Origin of the sequence: Alicyclobacillus kakegawensis NBRC 103104 (assembly GCF_001552655.1) — a bacterium.
Taxonomy (GTDB): Bacteria; Bacillota; Bacilli; order Alicyclobacillales; family Alicyclobacillaceae; genus Alicyclobacillus_G; species Alicyclobacillus_G kakegawensis.
In genome coordinates this window covers 17,504-33,154 of the sequence record NZ_BCRP01000027.1, presented here as the reverse complement: position 1 = coordinate 33,154, position 15,651 = coordinate 17,504, and the positions used below count along the sequence as shown (strand labels likewise).

Genomic DNA, 15,651 nt, shown 5'->3' with positions numbered 1-15,651 from the left:
TCCTGTCTGGGTTGACTCTGGGGCAAGTATGCGGCTAATGCATGAGGCTCAATGAAATTCATGTCGGCTTGTTTTTGAGTCTTCAAAGGGTATGTCAATAGTTTTGTGCAAACTCCGTGACTTGGGCTTAACCTCGTGTAAAAGAGGAATGTAGAAAGTCCACATGTGCTTGCATGCTCGGACGTTGATGGGTATAATTGAGGCGAGTTCAAACTGAATTGGTGATGGAGCTCACCATAACTGCCCACATAGACGGGATAATGGCTCCTGCGAATCTCACATTCGCAGGAGCCATTTTCTGTGGATTGAAGGGGGGATCCCGTGAACCTCATGGCCATTGCATTCGGAGGACTCGTCGGAGGATTTCTGAGATGGGTCATCGAGATCCTAATTCCGACGCCCGGTTCTTTTCCTCTGTCCACACTCGTCATCAATCTTTCGGGGGCGTTCGTACTCGGATTTTTTTATCGCATCGCTGACGAGAACGGACTTCGATCATGGATTCGATCCGGGGTCGGTACAGGGTTGATTGGATCCTTTACTACATTTTCGACATTCTGTTTTGAAACCTCTAGCCTTATCACGTCGAACATTGTGTTGGCCGTCTTATACGGGCTTGGCAGCCTGATTAGCGGTTTGGCATTGGCCTACTTAGGTAATCAAATTGCAATTTTCCTGATCAAGCACGAACATCGAACCAGGGAGACCGTCTCATGACTATGTTAACTCCACTACTGGTGAGCATTGGGGCTGCTATCGGTTCACTCTCAAGATATGGGATTGGTCATGTCGTTGATCAACGTACACAAAGTGAATTTCCTTGGGGAACATGGACTGTCAATCTTCTGGGAACCCTATTGCTAGGAGTGTTCTTCGAAGAACTTGAGAAGGTACATCATGCACCCGACTGGTGGACGCTTCTGGGTACTGGATTCTGCGGGGGATTCACCACCTTTTCCACGATGGTCTTTGAGGCCATGGAACGGTTGAAATCAAGGCCCGTAATGACAGGCGTCTATTTGGGGAGCTCCTTCTTGGGTGGATTGTTGCTCGTTTGGTCGATTCAGCATGTGGGGTGAATGCGTTGGGACAAGGAAGATTATTGCAGATTCTACTTCATGAGAGTGACAGAAAGGGGTTGTTTGGCCGACTGGTCTACGAAGACGTGGTTCAATACCTCTGGCGGTCTGGGGCTCCGGGCGTCACCGTTTACCGTAGTGAAGAAGGTCTGGACAAGCAGGGCCACATCCAGAATATTCATTCCGAATATATGTCGGAGCAACTCCCAGTCAAGATGGAAGTCGTTGCAACTGAAAAGGAGCTTCAAGACATCCTTGAACACCTTCTTGAAGAAATTCAGGGTGCTCATGGACAAGCCATTGTGATGCCGGAAGTGATGGACGTCGAACAAGGCGGATGGAGAGGAGAGAACCCCGAAATGCAGAGCGATTCCCTTCTCAAGGTCTTTATGAAAGAGGAGGACGACTACAACGGGACTCCACTGTACCACGCATTTATGCGGGAATTGCAGAAGCTTGATGTTCAATGGGTGAATGTGATTCGTGCCCTTGAAGGGTTTGGTCAAGACCACGTGATTCGGAAGACCAAAATCTTTCAGTTTGCAAACCATTCCCCGGTCGTCCTTGAGGCCGTCCTTCCCGCATCGCAGGTTGGCTACATATTGGAGAGATTAAAGCTTTTCATACAGGCGGCGTCGGGTCCGGCGATCTTGTTGAGCGGACAACTCGTTTCGGCTCCAACAAGCAGGGAGTAAAAATCTACTGGGCACCGTTTTGATCTGGGGAAGTAGCAAATTAAGTTTTGATCGACAGGAAAAATGAAACCTATGGATTCATTTGATTTGGCTATGTATCGCATTCACGCAATTGATTCCCCATGTGACTGATGACTCTTTCCTATTTGGTCCGTACACTCGGCGACAGGACATGGTATAAGTTGTCCATCCAGTAGTTTATGAATTGCTTCATCCGCCTGTCGAGCGGTTTCAGCGGTTCACTTCCCGTGTGGAACGTAGTTCTGAGGTCAAGAAGAGGGAATACAAGGGGGAGGATGCCCTCGCACAGTTGAACCTGTTAACAGCAATCGTCATCCCCACAGCCACAGGCGTCTTCTTTGCCCCGTGCCTCTTGAATTGCTTCCCATCCCTCTTTGACGACGAAGTAGACCAATGCCAGGGCAGCGATAGAGTCAACCCACCACCACCCGAACAGGGCAATCAAAATCACACCGGCAAGAACCGTCCAAGCCATGTACGCACAGACGATGCTACAGGATCCATCGGCTCGAAGAGCTTTACTCCCGATTTCAGCTCCGATGCGCTTCTTGGCCCATGACAAAAAAGGCATGACGATTCCGGAAACGATAGCCAAGCCAATCCCCAGGTAGTTGGACTCCGCGCCTTGATGCGTCCACAACTTGTCAGCGGATGCGACAACGATATAAACGGCTAATAACAGCAAGGCGATGCCAACCACCCAGGATGACACCTTTTCGGCTTGTTTTACTCGGTCTAAGCTCGCACCATTTGCTTCAATGGTCAATCGCCACAACAAGACTGCGCCGGCAATCAGTTCGATGATACCGTCTGCCCCAAAGGCTACCAGTGCCAAGGAATGAGCAACCAGTCCAGCCCCGATAGCGACACTCGTTTCGATAATCATCCACAAGATGGATACCGATTCAATCGAGATGCCCTTTTTGACCGAAACCGCATGCATCGACACTTAATTTCCCCCTTTCACTGGTTCCTTTACGTCATCAGCACAGTAATTGACGCACCTAGCGACAACATATTCATATGTCGATATAACGATAGTACCATATGACGTGAATGTCCCAGCTACGCTTGAGACAGAATGATGGCGCCCATAATTTTTTGGTACCTTGAACATATGACGGCATGCCATCCACTCTTTTCAGAGCCCGACATGTGCATTCCGTCAATGAGACCGCCGTCGAATTATGAGTAGGTTTATAATGAGTCCCATGACGAGTATGAACAAGGTAATCGCAAGGTGTGATAATGAAAATGAAAAGGAAACATTGTCACCTATGAGTTTCCCCACGGGTGTCTCCTCAACAATCAATCCAGCGGCCGCCCATGCCATCATTCCCGAACCAAGTATTCGAATCCAATGGTGTCTTTCACATCGATCCGATAGAAAGAGTGAAGTAACGATAAAGATTGGAATGGTTATCAATGAAAAACAAATGAGCCACAAGTATTGTCCTTCTAGTTCCGAACCCAGCCAGATTATGTTGTCGAAGTTTCCAAGTGTTGTATACACGAACACCTTCCACATCACGCTGATCTTGGTGTAGGAGCGACTTGCCTGCGGTATCAGCGTCCGGATTGATATCCATATCAGCACCAGGATGACAAGGACGCGGAAGATTCCGTTCGAGAGGAATTGGTCCACCCATATCGTCAAAATAATCTGCGTAATACCGAGGGCAATACCCACTACGATCATGATTTCTTGTTTATGCTGTCGAGAGGTCCAAGGTAGAACCATTCCTGCGAGTAATGCACTGTCGATGGCGACAACGAGACTAGTTATTCCTAATCCAAGAAGTTGGTTTGACATCGGTTCCCCTCCATAAAAACGGGCACCTACCGAGCTGACGAAGCCATCACGGTAGGAGCCATCAGTCCAAGCGCATAGACGGTTATGGCGAGCCCCATCGCCTATAATCTTAATTTCGACAATGCATGTCTATGTGATGGATGGGACATGTATGAATATCGACGCTTGAAGGGAGTTAACGGAGTTTCCAATCGGGCATTCTGAAAGAGCTTCAAGGGGAGGCACACACCAAGGCGCACTGTTAACTTTTTACCAGCCACCCGACGTACAAGCGATACCTTAAGCAGGGCAAATGAAGCAATCCACGCCTTACCCTGGAGGCCGTCTGGCAAGCAGCCACTTGGATGGCAAGTACCTCATTCGACGTCGGATGGCACGTTACCAGTGAATGGTGTAGCGTGGGGATACAAGAAATTGCTGACAGTAGAATCGGCCTTCCGGACGCTGAAGACGACGCTAGAGCTGCGGCCCCTATACCACCACAAGGACGAGCGGATCCGTTCCCACGTACTGCTGTGCTGGTTAGCCCTGTTGCTGGTGCGGATGGTCGGTATCAAACCGGCCGGACATGGCTGGACATCCGCTCGCTCGCGTATGCAGGCGATGCATAAAATGACGAGGCGAACGCTGGAGAGGTTAGTGATGCAGCGCACAGAAACAACCGACGTGCAGCGGGAGATCCTCAGCGCGTTGCGGATAGCGTTATTCTCTTTGATCAGACGGGATATGGATTGCGATCTGTTGCTTAACTTTATTGCCACGAAATTATGACAGTTTTCGGTGTGAACTGGATATGCACATCTGAATTTAATATTATTCTAGAGTGAATACTGAACGGGCTCTACTGATATCGGTCACAAGCGCTGCCTATGAACTCGCGGTTGATTCAGAGTTGAATATTGAGGTTAGAAAAAGGCGGATAGGTACATGGAAGCTCAAATGCAAGAGACTTGGAATGAGGATGAGGCTATTCTCCATTCGCTACAAGATGACATCGTTGTCACGGATGTAAACGGCATTATTTTAAAAGCCAGCAAGGCTACTGGTGAAATATATGGGGTGGATTACACGGAACTTCTCGGTAAGTCTGTGTACGCCCTCGAAGAGCAAGGGTTGTTTACACCGATTTTGACTCCCAAGGTCGTACAAGACAGGAAAAAGGTTACGCTTATTCAGAAGACGGCGCAAGGGAATAAGCTTCTTGTCACAGGGATACCGGTATTTGACAACCGCGGGGAACTGGTACGTATCGTGAGTTATTCGCACGATGTCACCGAGCTGATGCGACTTAAGGAATACTTGAAAACAATGGAAGAGGACATGCGGCGTGTCAAAAGTGAACTCGATTGGCTGCGGCACAAGCACGTGCACATAGTAGATGGCATCATCGCACAAAGTCGGGCGATGAAGATGACGCTAGATGTCGCTATGCGAGCAGCTGAGACTGACGCAAACGTATTGATCCTCGGGGAATCAGGAGTCGGTAAGTCTCATTTGGCAAAGTTTATACACAGTCGAAGTTCCCGCTGCAATGGTCCATTTATCGAAGTGAATTGCGGTGCGATTCCTGAGTCTCTTTTTGAGGCCGAATTCTTCGGGTATGAACCAGGAGCGTTTACAGGTGCCAATCGGAAGGGAAAGGTTGGCCTGGCCGAGTTGGCGGCCGGAGGAACATTATTTCTGGATGAAGTGGCGGAACTAACACCGACACACCAAATCAAACTACTTAATTTTATTCAGGACAAGCAGTTTTATCGCGTGGGTGGGACGGCACGTCGTCAAGTTGATGTTCGCTTTATCGCCGCAACAAACCAGAATATTTCTGAAATGATCATAAATGGGAGGTTTAGACAGGACCTGTATTTCCGTTTGAATGTCATCCCAATCACAATCCCTCCATTACGTGAACGGGCAGAAGATATCCCTCCTCTAATTGAGCATTTTCTGGGAGTATTCACAAAGAAGCATCGACGCTCGCGTGAGTTCGATAGATCGGCGCTTGAGTGTCTCACTTCTCATTCCTGGAGAGGCAATGTCCGTGAATTGATGAACGTGATAGAACAATTGGTGGTCATCTCTCCTTTACCGATAATCGAAATGGAACACCTGCCGAGTCACATCCGGAATAGTCTCCCTGTATATTGCGAGAACATGTATGGAACATTGCCGGACATATTGGACAGGGTTGAAAAGCAAGTTCTCTTGGAAGCTAGACGAAAATATCGAACCATGGTGGAAATTGCGCGAGCGCTTGGGATCAGTCAACCTTCTGTGACCCGTAAGCTCAAAAAGCACAACATTCGTTAACGGTGGCATGAAACTTGCTTTCACTTCTTGGTGTATGACATCAAGGAGGGGAGCAATTTCGATGTCAAAAGATTGGATCGAACTGGTCGAGCGAATGTCTGATCGATTGGCACCAAGTATGGCGAAGGATCACCCCAACTTGCCAGTTGTGAAAGAGGAGGGGACTTATTACTACGGCGTCGACGGGAAAAGGTATTTAGATTTTACTTCCGGCATTGCTGTGACCAACACGGGCCACCGGCACCCGAGGGTGGTGCAAGCCATAAAAGATGCGGCAGACCAGTTGTTACACGGTCCGTCGGGTGTGATTATGTATGAACCATTGCTCCGGTTAGCCGAGGAATTGACCGAGATCATGCCGGACGGACTCGACTGCTTTTTCTTTTCCAATAGCGGAACTGAAGCCATCGAAGGCGCACTTAAATTAGCGAAGCATGTTACACAACGTCCATATGTAATTTCGTTTACTGGATGTTTTCACGGGCGATCACTGGGAGCACTCAGTGTTTCCACTTCGAAAAGTAAATATCGAAAATACTTGCAGCCCAACGGATTGACCTACCAACTTCCATATGCCGATCCACGGCAATGCCCATCTGATCAAGATCCCGAATCTTATTTTCCAGATAAGTTGGAACAAGATGTCATGGATCTATTCAGGCATCAAGTCACCCCGGACGAGGTCGCATGCATGATTCTCGAACCTGTACTCGGGGAAGGAGGATACATTGTTCCGCCACGGTCTTGGTTGCGGCGAGTTCGCGAGATTTGCGACAGATACGGCATTCTGTTGATCTTTGACGAGGTGCAAACCGGATTTGGCCGTACCGGGCAGTGGTTTGCCGCTCAGACATTCGGAGTGACGCCGGACATTATGGCCGTGGCGAAAGGAATCGCATCTGGGCTCCCCTTGAGTGCAACCGTTGCTTCGAAGGAATTGATGCAACAATGGCCGCTTGGCAGCCACGGGACCACGTTTGGAGGAAATCCGATTAGCTGTTCGGCAGCTCTGGCAACCTTACAGGTGTTCAAGGAGGAGCACCTTTTAGAAAACTGTCGGGCCATGGGGAATTATGCTCGAAAAAAACTAGACGAACTCCAAAGTCGACATCCAGTAATTGGGGATATCCGTTCCATTGGACTCATGATTGGGATTGAAATTGTCAATCCATTCACCCATGAGCCGAATGGGGAAGGGTTATTGAACATCTTGAACAGGTGCCTGGACAAGGGAGTGCTCTTTTACCTTTGCGGGAGTGCGGGTGAAGTGATTCGCATGATCCCGCCGCTTACTGTAACTCAGGAGCAGATTGATGAAGGTCTTAACCTTCTCGAAGAGGCACTGTACGAATACGAAGCCGAGATTGGTGTTTCCCACGCGAGCACAGTACCGGTGAAACGCCAAACCTGAGATTGTCAGGGGGCCTCACAACCTGACTGAGACTAGACTCATGGTGTGTGAATGTATAATATACGACTTATTATGTATGTATATTCGTATCCGATTATTTCCAGACAAATAAATGATAGGAGGTCGCACTATGCATTCACTAGATATCATTGTCTTAGTGCTCTATTTTGCAGTTATGATATTTGTCGGATTCTTAGGTGTGAAGAAAGTGGGTAATTCCGAAGAATACGCCTTAGCTGGCCGCAATTTAGGATTCTTTCGGTATGTCGGATGTCTCTCGGCGGTGGTCCTGGGTGGCGCATCCACCATTGGAACGGCTAGCTTAGGATATCAGTACGGGATTTCCGGGATGTGGCTTGTTGTGATGATAGGTTTAGGGATTGTCGCCATCGGGCTTATCTTCATAGGTCGGATTCGTCCCTTTCGTGTAGTAACCATCAGTGAGTTGCTCGCTAAGCGGTTTGATTCACAGTCTGGTTTGGTTGCGGCCATCGTCATCGCCATTTACGACCTTATGAATACAGTGACGCAGATCATTGCTATAGGGTCGATTGGGCACGTTCTCGCGGGATGGAATCTGACTGCTTCAATGATTATTGGTGGAGGCGTCGTGATTTTCTATACCCTCCTTGGAGGAATGTGGAGTGTGACGATGACAGATATTATTCAATTTGTCCTCATGACGGTCGGAATTTGCTTTATCATGCTGCCTATCAGTCTCTCCAATGCAGGAGGTTGGGGGGGACTCTTATCCCACCTTCCGCGTTCCGACTTTCATCTGACACACATTGGTGTTTGGCACATCGTCCAATATTTCTTCCTTTACACACTTGGCTTAGTGGTTTCTCAAGACGTCATGCAAAGAGTGTTCACGGCGAGGAACGGGGTGATACAAAAATTGGGCACCATCTCTGCGGGGATATACAGCATTTTGTATGCTATTGCCATAAGTATCATCGGTATGTGCGCCATCGTTGTTCTCCCTCATCTCAACGATGCACAAAGCACCTTCACAAGCCTCTCACTCACAATTCTCCCGACGGGCCTATTAGGGCTCTTGTTAGCTAGCTTATGTTCCGCCATCATGTCCACCGCCTCTGGTACCTTAATTGCTGCATCCACTCTCATATCCCATGACATCATCAATAAGCACCTGTTTCCAGGAATTACAGAACGAAAACTTGTACAGGTTTCGCGGATGATTACTCTAGCGCTCGGGGTGGTCGCAATCGCGTTTGCCGCATGGATTCAACAAGTGATTGTAGCCCTTGATGTTGCATACGCCATTTTAGCTGGTTCCATCTTTCTACCACTCGCTCTTGGCTTGTTTTGGAAGAAGGTCACTGCCAAAGCGGCCTTCTATTCCATCATTCTCTCTGCCGTGGTTGTTATCGTTTCTCTAGGAATCGATGGATTGAATGCGATAACACCGATTATTTACGGATTCATGGTCAGTTTAGTTTGTATTGTCGGGCTAACCCTCATAACCGGAAGAAGCGCGTCCTCAGTATCCTCCAGTCCATCCAGTGTCAATAAGACGACTTGAAGTTAACGATAGAATATTTATATAAAAATAAATATTATTATCTTTGGGCAGAGAGCGTGATGCGTACATGAAAGATGGACGATATTTAGTCTGGATCTTAGATGACGAATGGAAGGATCATCAATTGGAGGAAACCATTCTCCGTGCACACAACGTGGATGTTAAAGTTTCGCGATCGGAAGATCTACATGAAGATTTGATTCTCTATGGTCCGTACGCGGATGGTGTCATTGTTCAGGTCACTTTCTCCTGCGGTGTCGACATCATTAGCAGACTGAACTCTTGCAAAGTCATTGTTTCTTTGGGAGTTGGCTTTGACCAGATAGATGTTCCATACGCTTCACAGCATGGAATTGTAGTGGCTCATGTTCCAGATTACTGTGTGGAGGAGGTTTCCAATCACACGGTTGCACTGCTGCTCGCCGTGACTCGTCGAGTTCATATCTATAATCAGAGAGTCAAGACTGGCGTTTGGGATTCGTTCGATGCTCCACCGATTCCTCGCTTGAGTGAAAACACTGTTGGGTTGCTTGGTTTCGGCCAGATCGCCCGACAGGTTGCCAGCAAACTGAGGTCATTTGGTGTCCACATTCTTGCGTATGATGAATACGTTTCGAATAATGTCTTTGTTGAGCATCGAGTCGAACGCGTCTCGTTAGACGAGCTTTTATGTCGTTCCAACGTCCTGAGTTTACATGTGCCACTGACTTCTGAGACGAAGCATCTTCTGAATGCTGAACGACTGCAGATGTTGCCGCGAGGGGCGTTTTTGATCAATACGAGCCGGGGAGGAATCATCCGGGAACAAGACTTATGCCGGCTCATCAAAGACGGTCATCTCGCAGGCGCAGCACTTGACGTGTTTGAAATAGAACCGCCTACACCCAGCCATCCATTATTAAGCATGGAAGAAGTCTTAGTGACACCTCATGCGGCTTATTTGTCTAGAGAATCCGTAATTGAGTTAAAGCGAATGGCATGCGAAAGTGTCATCAATGGCATCATTGGAAGACCAGTACCACACGCTGTAAATAAGGACACTAGATATGTTTTGTGACAAGACCACATCTTGTTAGCTACGGTCCTTGTCAGGTGAAACTTGGCGCGATCCAATGCGGATCGCGCATTGGTTATGCAAAAGTTGATCCCATACGATTTTGGTGGCAACGTCAAATAAATCATGCTGTCTCTCCTTACTGGATGGGGCGACCTTTTACGGGCGTCGGCAACGAGACCGACGCCCCTTTTGGAGTTCATCGACGTTACCTCGCGCAATAGGAAGTGGATCCCGGCTGGAGCACAGCGCGCGTTCCAGCATCCTTGTAGTACGCTGATTGTGGGTAAAATTCAGCGGTGGTTGTGCGACATCAAATTTCGTATGAGGTGAACTCGGACCGGTTCCAGGCAAAAAAGCGCGGTAGAATGCGAGCGACTGTTCAACGTCGTTCACATTTCTAGCCATACGGGGTTTCAAGATATACTATTATATGTAATTCATGTTTGTTGTATCCGTTTACATGCTGTGTAAACTTGATCACATACATTCCATAGGTGTAGATTTGGGAAGCGCACACATCTGCATGGCGGTGTCCCATGAAAGCGCACATGCTGCGATAGTCGCAACCCTGATCAACGCCCAAGAGGGAGCGCAATGGTTAAACCCGTCAGCATAGGAGTGACATTCATTGCAACATCAGCTTAGTCAAGGCAGCACAATCCGCGTTCGACAGTTCGCCAATTTGTTTGTGATCCTGATTTCCTCCGCCGCAGCCCTGGGGGGATTGCTCTACGGCTACGATACGGCTGTGATTTCCGGAGCGATTGGATTTTTGGGAGAGTTCTACGGGCTGAGCACGTTCATGCAGGGATTTGTGACGGCGGCCATACTCATTGGCGGTATCATTGGGGTGCTGGTCTCAGGTTTCCTAAGCGACTGGCTAGGTCGTAAGAAAGTGCTTGCCATGGCCGCTGTCCTGTTTGCCCTCGCGGCGGTCGGGTCTGGTTTCACGAATACGGTGACGTGGCTCGTAGTAGCGCGTATTGTCGGTGGGATTGGGATTGGGATGGCCTCTGTACTGTCCACCACCTACATCTCCGAAGTGTCACCGCCGTACATCCGCGGGCGTTTGTCTTCGATTTATCAACTGGCGACGGTCATCGGCATCGCAGCGACGTTTTTCGTGAACGCGGCCGTGGCGGGTTCCGGGACACACGCCTGGGATGTCACCACGGGTTGGCGCTGGATGTTGTCCCTCGGCGCCATTCCCGCCATTGTCTTTTTTCTCGTCCTTTTCGTCGTGCCGGAGAGCCCACGCTGGCTGCAAAAATCCGGACGTGAGCAGGAAGCTTTTCAAGTGCTTGAGAAGATCAACGGTCGTGAGATTGCGGAGTATGAGCTCGGCGAGATCAAGCGTTCGCTGAGCCAAGAGAGGAACACTTCTTTTTCGCAGTTGTTCAAGCCCGGTCTGCGTGCGGCGCTCATGATTGGCATTATGCTCGCTATTTTCCAGCAATTTGTAGGCATCAACGCCATCATGTATTACGCGCCGACTATTTTTCAGTCGGCTGGCATGGGCCAGAATGCGCAATTTACGCAAACGGTCGTGGTGGGGATCATCAACTTCCTGTTTACACTTCTGGCTATCTGGCTGATCGACAAAATTGGGCGCAAGGCGTTGCTGCTGATTGGTGCGGGTTGCATGACCCTCTTCCTGTTGCTGATTGGCGGCACGTTTTACTTCCATGTTACGCATGGTCCGCTCATCCTAATTTTTATACTGGGCTATGTCGCATCGTTCGCAATTTCCATGGGCCCGGTTGTCTGGGTGATGATCCCAGAGATCTTCCCGAATCACAGCCGCGCTCGGGCGGCGTCGCTTGCGACGGTCTTCCTGTGGGCGGCGGACTGGGTCGTCACGCAGTTCTTCCCGACGATGCTCCACTCCATCGGAGGGGCTGTATCGTTCTGGATTTTCATGTTCCTGTGCATCGTTGCCTTTGTCTTCGTGCTGAAGTTTGTGCCTGAAACGAAGGACAAGTCGTTAGAAGAGATTGAGCGGTTCTGGCTGAAGAATTAGCGGGGATATTAACCTTTACGGGCGCCGGGAGCGAAACCGGCGCCCTTTCCATTGTTCAGGTGGCCATAGTGGATGTTTTCTTTACGTAATATATGAAATTTATTGTCTGATAGTGCATTACAGACTTATACTGCGGATAAGCACGCCTGATAGCGTGACCAGAGAGTTGCAGAGAGATGAATCATTGGGGGGAAGGGTATGGCTGTAAAATCTATTAAGGTCAAGTTGCGGTTGTCAGAGTGCCCAGACATCCTGGCTGGCATGTGGCAGCTCCACCGGGCGACAAACGCGGGGGTTCGATACTACACAGAATGGGTGAGCTTGATGCGCCAGGAGATCCTCTACTCGCGCGGGCCGGACGGCGGTCAGCAGTGCTACATGACCGCGGAGGATTGCCAACGCGAGCTGCTGCGGCGGCTGCGCAATCGCCAGCTCCATAATGGCCGCCAGGACCAGCCCGGTACAGATGCAGACCTACTGGCAATCAGTAGGAGACTCTATGAAATTCTGGTCCTGCAATCCATCGGCAAGAGGGGGGACGCCCAGCAGATAGCGAGCAGCTTCCTCAGCCCTCTGGTCGATCCGAACTCCAAAGGTGGGCGGGGTGAAGCCAAGTCCGGTCGAAAGCCTGCGTGGCAGAAGATGCGCGATCAAGGTGATCCTCGTTGGGTTGCGGCAAGGGAAAAGTACGAGCAACGCAAGGCGGTTGATCCATCTAAAGAAATCCTGAATTCATTGGACGCCCTGGGTCTCAGGCCGCTATTTGCGGTCTTCACGGAGACCTACAGGTCGGGAGTCGATTGGAAGCCGCTCGGCAAAAGCCAAGGTGTGCGCACATGGGACCGTGACATGTTCCAGCAGGCCCTCGAGCGCCTGATGTCCTGGGAGTCTTGGAACCGCCGCGTGGGCGAGGAGTACGCCCGTCTTTTCCAACAGAAGATGAAGTTCGAGCAGGAACACTTCGCGGAACAGTCTCATCTGGTTAAACTGGCGCGCGCGTTGGAGGCGGACATGCGCGCCGCTTCACAGGGCTTCGAAGCCAAACGCGGCACTGCGCACCAGATCACAAGACGGGCGCTGCGCGGGGCGGATCGGGTATTTGAGATATGGAAGAGTATTCCAGAGGAAGCTTTGTTCTCCCAATATGATGAAGTGATTCGACAGGTCCAGGCGGAGAAAAGACGGGACTTTGGGTCCCATGATCTGTTCGCCAAGTTGGCGGAACCGAAGTATCAGCCCCTGTGGCGCGCCGACGAGACCTTTTTGACGCGCTACGCCCTGTACAATGGAGTCTTGCGGGATTTAGAGAAAGCGAGACAGTTCGCCACGTTCACGCTGCCGGATGCCTGCGTCAATCCAATTTGGACGCGTTTTGAAAGCAGCCAGGGGAGCAATCTGCATAAATATGAATTTCTCTTTGACCACCTGGGACCCGGACGGCACGCGGTGCGTTTTCAGAGGCTGCTGGTGGTAGAGAGCGAAGGTGCGAAGGAGAGGGACTCGGTGGTGGTGCCAGTCGCGCCATCCGGGCAACTGGACAAGCTTGTCCTGCGTGAAGAAGAGAAATCAAGCGTTGCCTTACACCTTCATGACACAGCCCGGCCGGACGGTTTCATGGCAGAATGGGCGGGGGCGAAGCTGCAATATGAACGCAGTACCTTGGCACGCAAGGCGCGCCGTGATAAGCAAGGGATGCGGTCGTGGCGTAGGCAGCCGTCTATGCTGATGTCTGCGGCACAGATGTTGGAAGACGCAAAGCAAGCCGGAGACGTGTATCTGAACATCAGTGTGCGTGTGAAGAGCCCCAGTGAAGTCCGCGGCCAGAGGCGGCCTCCTTACGCGGCCCTGTTTCGGATAGACGATAAACAGCGGCGTGTGACCGTAAATTACAACAAACTGTCGGCTTACCTAGAGGAACATCCGGATAAACAGATTCCAGGCGCACCTGGGCTCCTTTCCGGTCTTCGGGTAATGAGCGTCGACCTTGGGTTGCGCACCTCCGCTTCCATCAGTGTGTTCCGTGTGGCAAAGAAGGAAGAGGTGGAAGCGCTGGGCGACGGTCGTCCCCCTCATTATTATCCCATCCATGGCACTGACGACCTGGTGGCGGTGCACGAGCGCTCACATTTGATTCAAATGCCAGGCGAAACCGAAACGAAACAGCTGCGCAAGTTGCGTGAGGAACGGCAGGCTGTCTTGCGTCCACTGTTCGCTCAACTGGCCCTGCTACGGTTGCTGGTCCGGTGTGGTGCAGCCGACGAGCGGATTCGTACACGCAGTTGGCAGCGCTTGACGAAGCAGGGGCGTGAGTTTACGAAGCGATTGACGCCGTCCTGGCGGGAGGCGTTGGAATTGGAGTTAACTCGCTTGGAGGCGTATTGCGGTAGGGTTCCAGACGACGAATGGAGCCGCATCGTTGATAGAACGGTAATCGCTTTGTGGCGTCGCATGGGAAAACAGGTGCGCGATTGGCGTAAACAGGTGAAATCCGGTGCGAAAGTCAAGGTCAAGGGGTACCAGCTGGATGTAGTCGGCGGCAACTCGCTGGCGCAAATCGATTATCTCGAACAGCAGTACAAGTTTCTGCGGCGCTGGAGCTTCTTTGCGCGGGCCAGCGGTCTGGTTGTGCGGGCGGATCGCGAATCGCATTTCGCAGTCGCTTTACGCCAGCACATTGAAAATGCCAAGCGGGATCGGCTGAAAAAGTTGGCGGACCGCATCCTGATGGAGGCGCTGGGCTACGTGTATGAAGCTTCCGGGCCGCGCGAAGGACAGTGGACGGCGCAGCATCCGCCGTGCCAGTTGATTATCTTGGAGGAATTAAGCGCGTACCGGTTCAGTGACGACCGTCCGCCGAGCGAGAACAGTAAATTGATGGCTTGGGGGCATCGGGGAATTTTGGAGGAGTTGGTCAACCAAGCACAGGTTCACGACGTGTTAGTGGGGACGGTGTACGCCGCTTTTTCGTCCCGCTTCGATGCCCGCACAGGCGCCCCTGGAGTGCGCTGCCGCCGGGTACCCGCACGTTTTGTCGGCGCGACGGTGGATGATTCACTGCCGCTTTGGCTCACAGAGTTTCTGGACAAGCACAGGCTGGATAAAAACCTCCTGCGGCCTGACGATGTGATTCCGACCGGAGAGGGTGAGTTTTTGGTTTCTCCGTGTGGCGAGGAAGCGGCTCGGGTTCGGCAGGTGCACGCCGACATCAACGCGGCGCAAAACCTGCAGCGGAGGCTGTGGCAGAATTTTGACATTACAGAGCTGCGTCTGCGCTGCGATGTGAAGATGGGTGGCGAAGGAACGGTGCTGGTACCAAGGGTCAACAACGCCCGCGCCAAACAACTGTTTGGAAAGAAGGTGTTGGTTTCGCAAGATGGCGTGACGTTCTTTGAACGCAGTCAAACAGGTGGGAAACCGCACAGCGAGAAGCAGACGGATTTGACCGACAAGGAACTAGAACTAATTGCGGAGGCGGACGAGGCGCGCGCCAAGTCGGTCGTCCTCTTTCGCGATCCGTCCGGGCACATCGGCAAGGGCCACTGGATTCGCCAAAGGGAGTTTTGGTCGTTGGTGAAGCAAAGGATTGAATCGCACACGGCGGAAAGGATACGGGTTCGCGGCGTCGGTAGCTCGCTGGATTGACAGCTGGTGTGCCGGACGTGGGCGTATAAAGCTCATTCCCCACAGCCAGACTTATGGATA

Annotated in this window: 11 protein-coding genes, 1 pseudogene and 2 riboswitches; of the genes and pseudogenes, 10 read left to right on the top strand and 2 right to left on the bottom strand. The window is 51.0% G+C overall.

Going from position 1 to position 15,651, the window contains the following annotated elements:
- The first annotated feature begins 211 nt into the window (after positions 1-211).
- Positions 212-277, top strand: a riboswitch (Fluoride riboswitch).
- A gap of 53 nt (positions 278-330) precedes the next feature.
- The 3 genes from AK2_RS14540 to AK2_RS14530 are packed head-to-tail and all read left to right on the top strand — an operon-like array spanning position 331 to position 1,774.
- Complete coding sequence (locus AK2_RS14540; protein ID WP_245632930.1) at positions 331-717, top strand: fluoride efflux transporter FluC; 387 nt, start codon at positions 331-333, stop codon at positions 715-717.
- Positions 714-1,079 carry a fluoride efflux transporter FluC gene (locus AK2_RS14535; protein WP_067936105.1) on the top strand — a complete coding sequence of 122 codons (366 nt, stop codon included), beginning with the start codon at positions 714-716 and terminating at the stop codon, positions 1,077-1,079. Before AK2_RS14540 ends, AK2_RS14535 begins: the two co-directional genes overlap by 4 nt.
- 5 nt (positions 1,080-1,084) lie before the next feature.
- Entirely contained in the window at positions 1,085-1,774 is a 690-nt protein-coding gene (locus tag AK2_RS14530) for a DUF190 domain-containing protein (protein WP_157076367.1), read from the top strand.
- Positions 1,775-2,093: 319 nt separating this feature from the next.
- Here AK2_RS14530 and AK2_RS14525 read toward each other — a convergent pair whose 3' ends face one another.
- On the bottom strand, positions 2,094-2,738 hold the full coding sequence (locus AK2_RS14525) for a cation diffusion facilitator family transporter (protein WP_245632929.1): 645 nt from the start codon (positions 2,736-2,738) through the stop codon (positions 2,094-2,096).
- Between the two features lie 222 nt (positions 2,739-2,960).
- Positions 2,961-3,608: a TerC family protein gene (locus tag AK2_RS14520; protein WP_067936094.1), complete on the bottom strand. Its 648-nt coding sequence runs from the start codon at positions 3,606-3,608 to the stop codon at positions 2,961-2,963.
- Positions 3,609-3,653: 45 nt separating this feature from the next.
- Positions 3,654-3,719: riboswitch (Fluoride riboswitch) on the bottom strand.
- A gap of 89 nt (positions 3,720-3,808) precedes the next feature.
- Between AK2_RS14520 and AK2_RS17935 the strand changes: the two are divergent.
- From AK2_RS17935 to cas12b, 7 genes and pseudogenes are all read left to right on the top strand, one after another.
- Positions 3,809-4,379: pseudogene (locus AK2_RS17935) on the top strand (IS1634 family transposase); the annotation flags it as partial.
- Between the two features lie 156 nt (positions 4,380-4,535).
- A complete protein-coding gene (locus AK2_RS14510) occupies positions 4,536-5,915 on the top strand; it encodes a sigma-54 interaction domain-containing protein (RefSeq protein WP_245632927.1) in 1,380 nt (459 codons plus the stop codon).
- A 61-nt stretch (positions 5,916-5,976) separates the two neighbouring features.
- The gene (locus tag AK2_RS14505) at positions 5,977-7,326 is read left to right on the top strand and encodes an aspartate aminotransferase family protein (RefSeq protein ID WP_067936086.1); all 1,350 of its coding nucleotides are present in this window, start codon (positions 5,977-5,979) and stop codon (positions 7,324-7,326) included.
- A gap of 130 nt (positions 7,327-7,456) precedes the next feature.
- Positions 7,457-8,872 carry a sodium:solute symporter family protein gene (locus tag AK2_RS14500; RefSeq protein WP_083521250.1) on the top strand — a complete coding sequence of 472 codons (1,416 nt, stop codon included), beginning with the start codon at positions 7,457-7,459 and terminating at the stop codon, positions 8,870-8,872.
- Positions 8,873-8,939: 67 nt separating this feature from the next.
- Positions 8,940-9,929: a C-terminal binding protein gene (locus AK2_RS14495; RefSeq protein ID WP_083521249.1), complete on the top strand. Its 990-nt coding sequence runs from the start codon at positions 8,940-8,942 to the stop codon at positions 9,927-9,929.
- A 628-nt stretch (positions 9,930-10,557) separates the two neighbouring features.
- The gene (locus tag AK2_RS14490; RefSeq protein WP_067936072.1) at positions 10,558-11,949 is read left to right on the top strand and encodes a sugar porter family MFS transporter; all 1,392 of its coding nucleotides are present in this window, start codon (positions 10,558-10,560) and stop codon (positions 11,947-11,949) included.
- Positions 11,950-12,147: 198 nt separating this feature from the next.
- Positions 12,148-15,591 carry a type V CRISPR-associated protein Cas12b gene (gene cas12b / locus AK2_RS14485; RefSeq protein ID WP_067936067.1) on the top strand — a complete coding sequence of 1,148 codons (3,444 nt, stop codon included), beginning with the start codon at positions 12,148-12,150 and terminating at the stop codon, positions 15,589-15,591.
- Positions 15,592-15,651 lie beyond the last annotated feature (60 nt).

What these genes read in the sequence shown, in the direction of transcription:
- AK2_RS14520 (WP_067936094.1), bottom strand. Translation starts at nt 3,608, where the DNA reads ATGTCAAACCAACTTCTTGGATTAGGAATAACTAGTCTCGTTGTCGCC.
- cas12b (WP_067936067.1), top strand. Translation starts at nt 12,148, where the DNA reads ATGGCTGTAAAATCTATTAAGGTCAAGTTGCGGTTGTCAGAGTGCCCA.
- AK2_RS14540 (WP_245632930.1), top strand. Translation starts at nt 331, where the DNA reads ATGGCCATTGCATTCGGAGGACTCGTCGGAGGATTTCTGAGATGGGTC.
- AK2_RS14525 (WP_245632929.1), bottom strand. Translation starts at nt 2,738, where the DNA reads ATGCATGCGGTTTCGGTCAAAAAGGGCATCTCGATTGAATCGGTATCC.
- AK2_RS14510 (WP_245632927.1), top strand. Translation starts at nt 4,536, where the DNA reads ATGGAAGCTCAAATGCAAGAGACTTGGAATGAGGATGAGGCTATTCTC.
- AK2_RS14505 (WP_067936086.1), top strand. Translation starts at nt 5,977, where the DNA reads ATGTCAAAAGATTGGATCGAACTGGTCGAGCGAATGTCTGATCGATTG.
- AK2_RS14535 (WP_067936105.1), top strand. Translation starts at nt 714, where the DNA reads ATGACTATGTTAACTCCACTACTGGTGAGCATTGGGGCTGCTATCGGT.
- AK2_RS14495 (WP_083521249.1), top strand. Translation starts at nt 8,940, where the DNA reads ATGAAAGATGGACGATATTTAGTCTGGATCTTAGATGACGAATGGAAG.
- AK2_RS14500 (WP_083521250.1), top strand. Translation starts at nt 7,457, where the DNA reads ATGCATTCACTAGATATCATTGTCTTAGTGCTCTATTTTGCAGTTATG.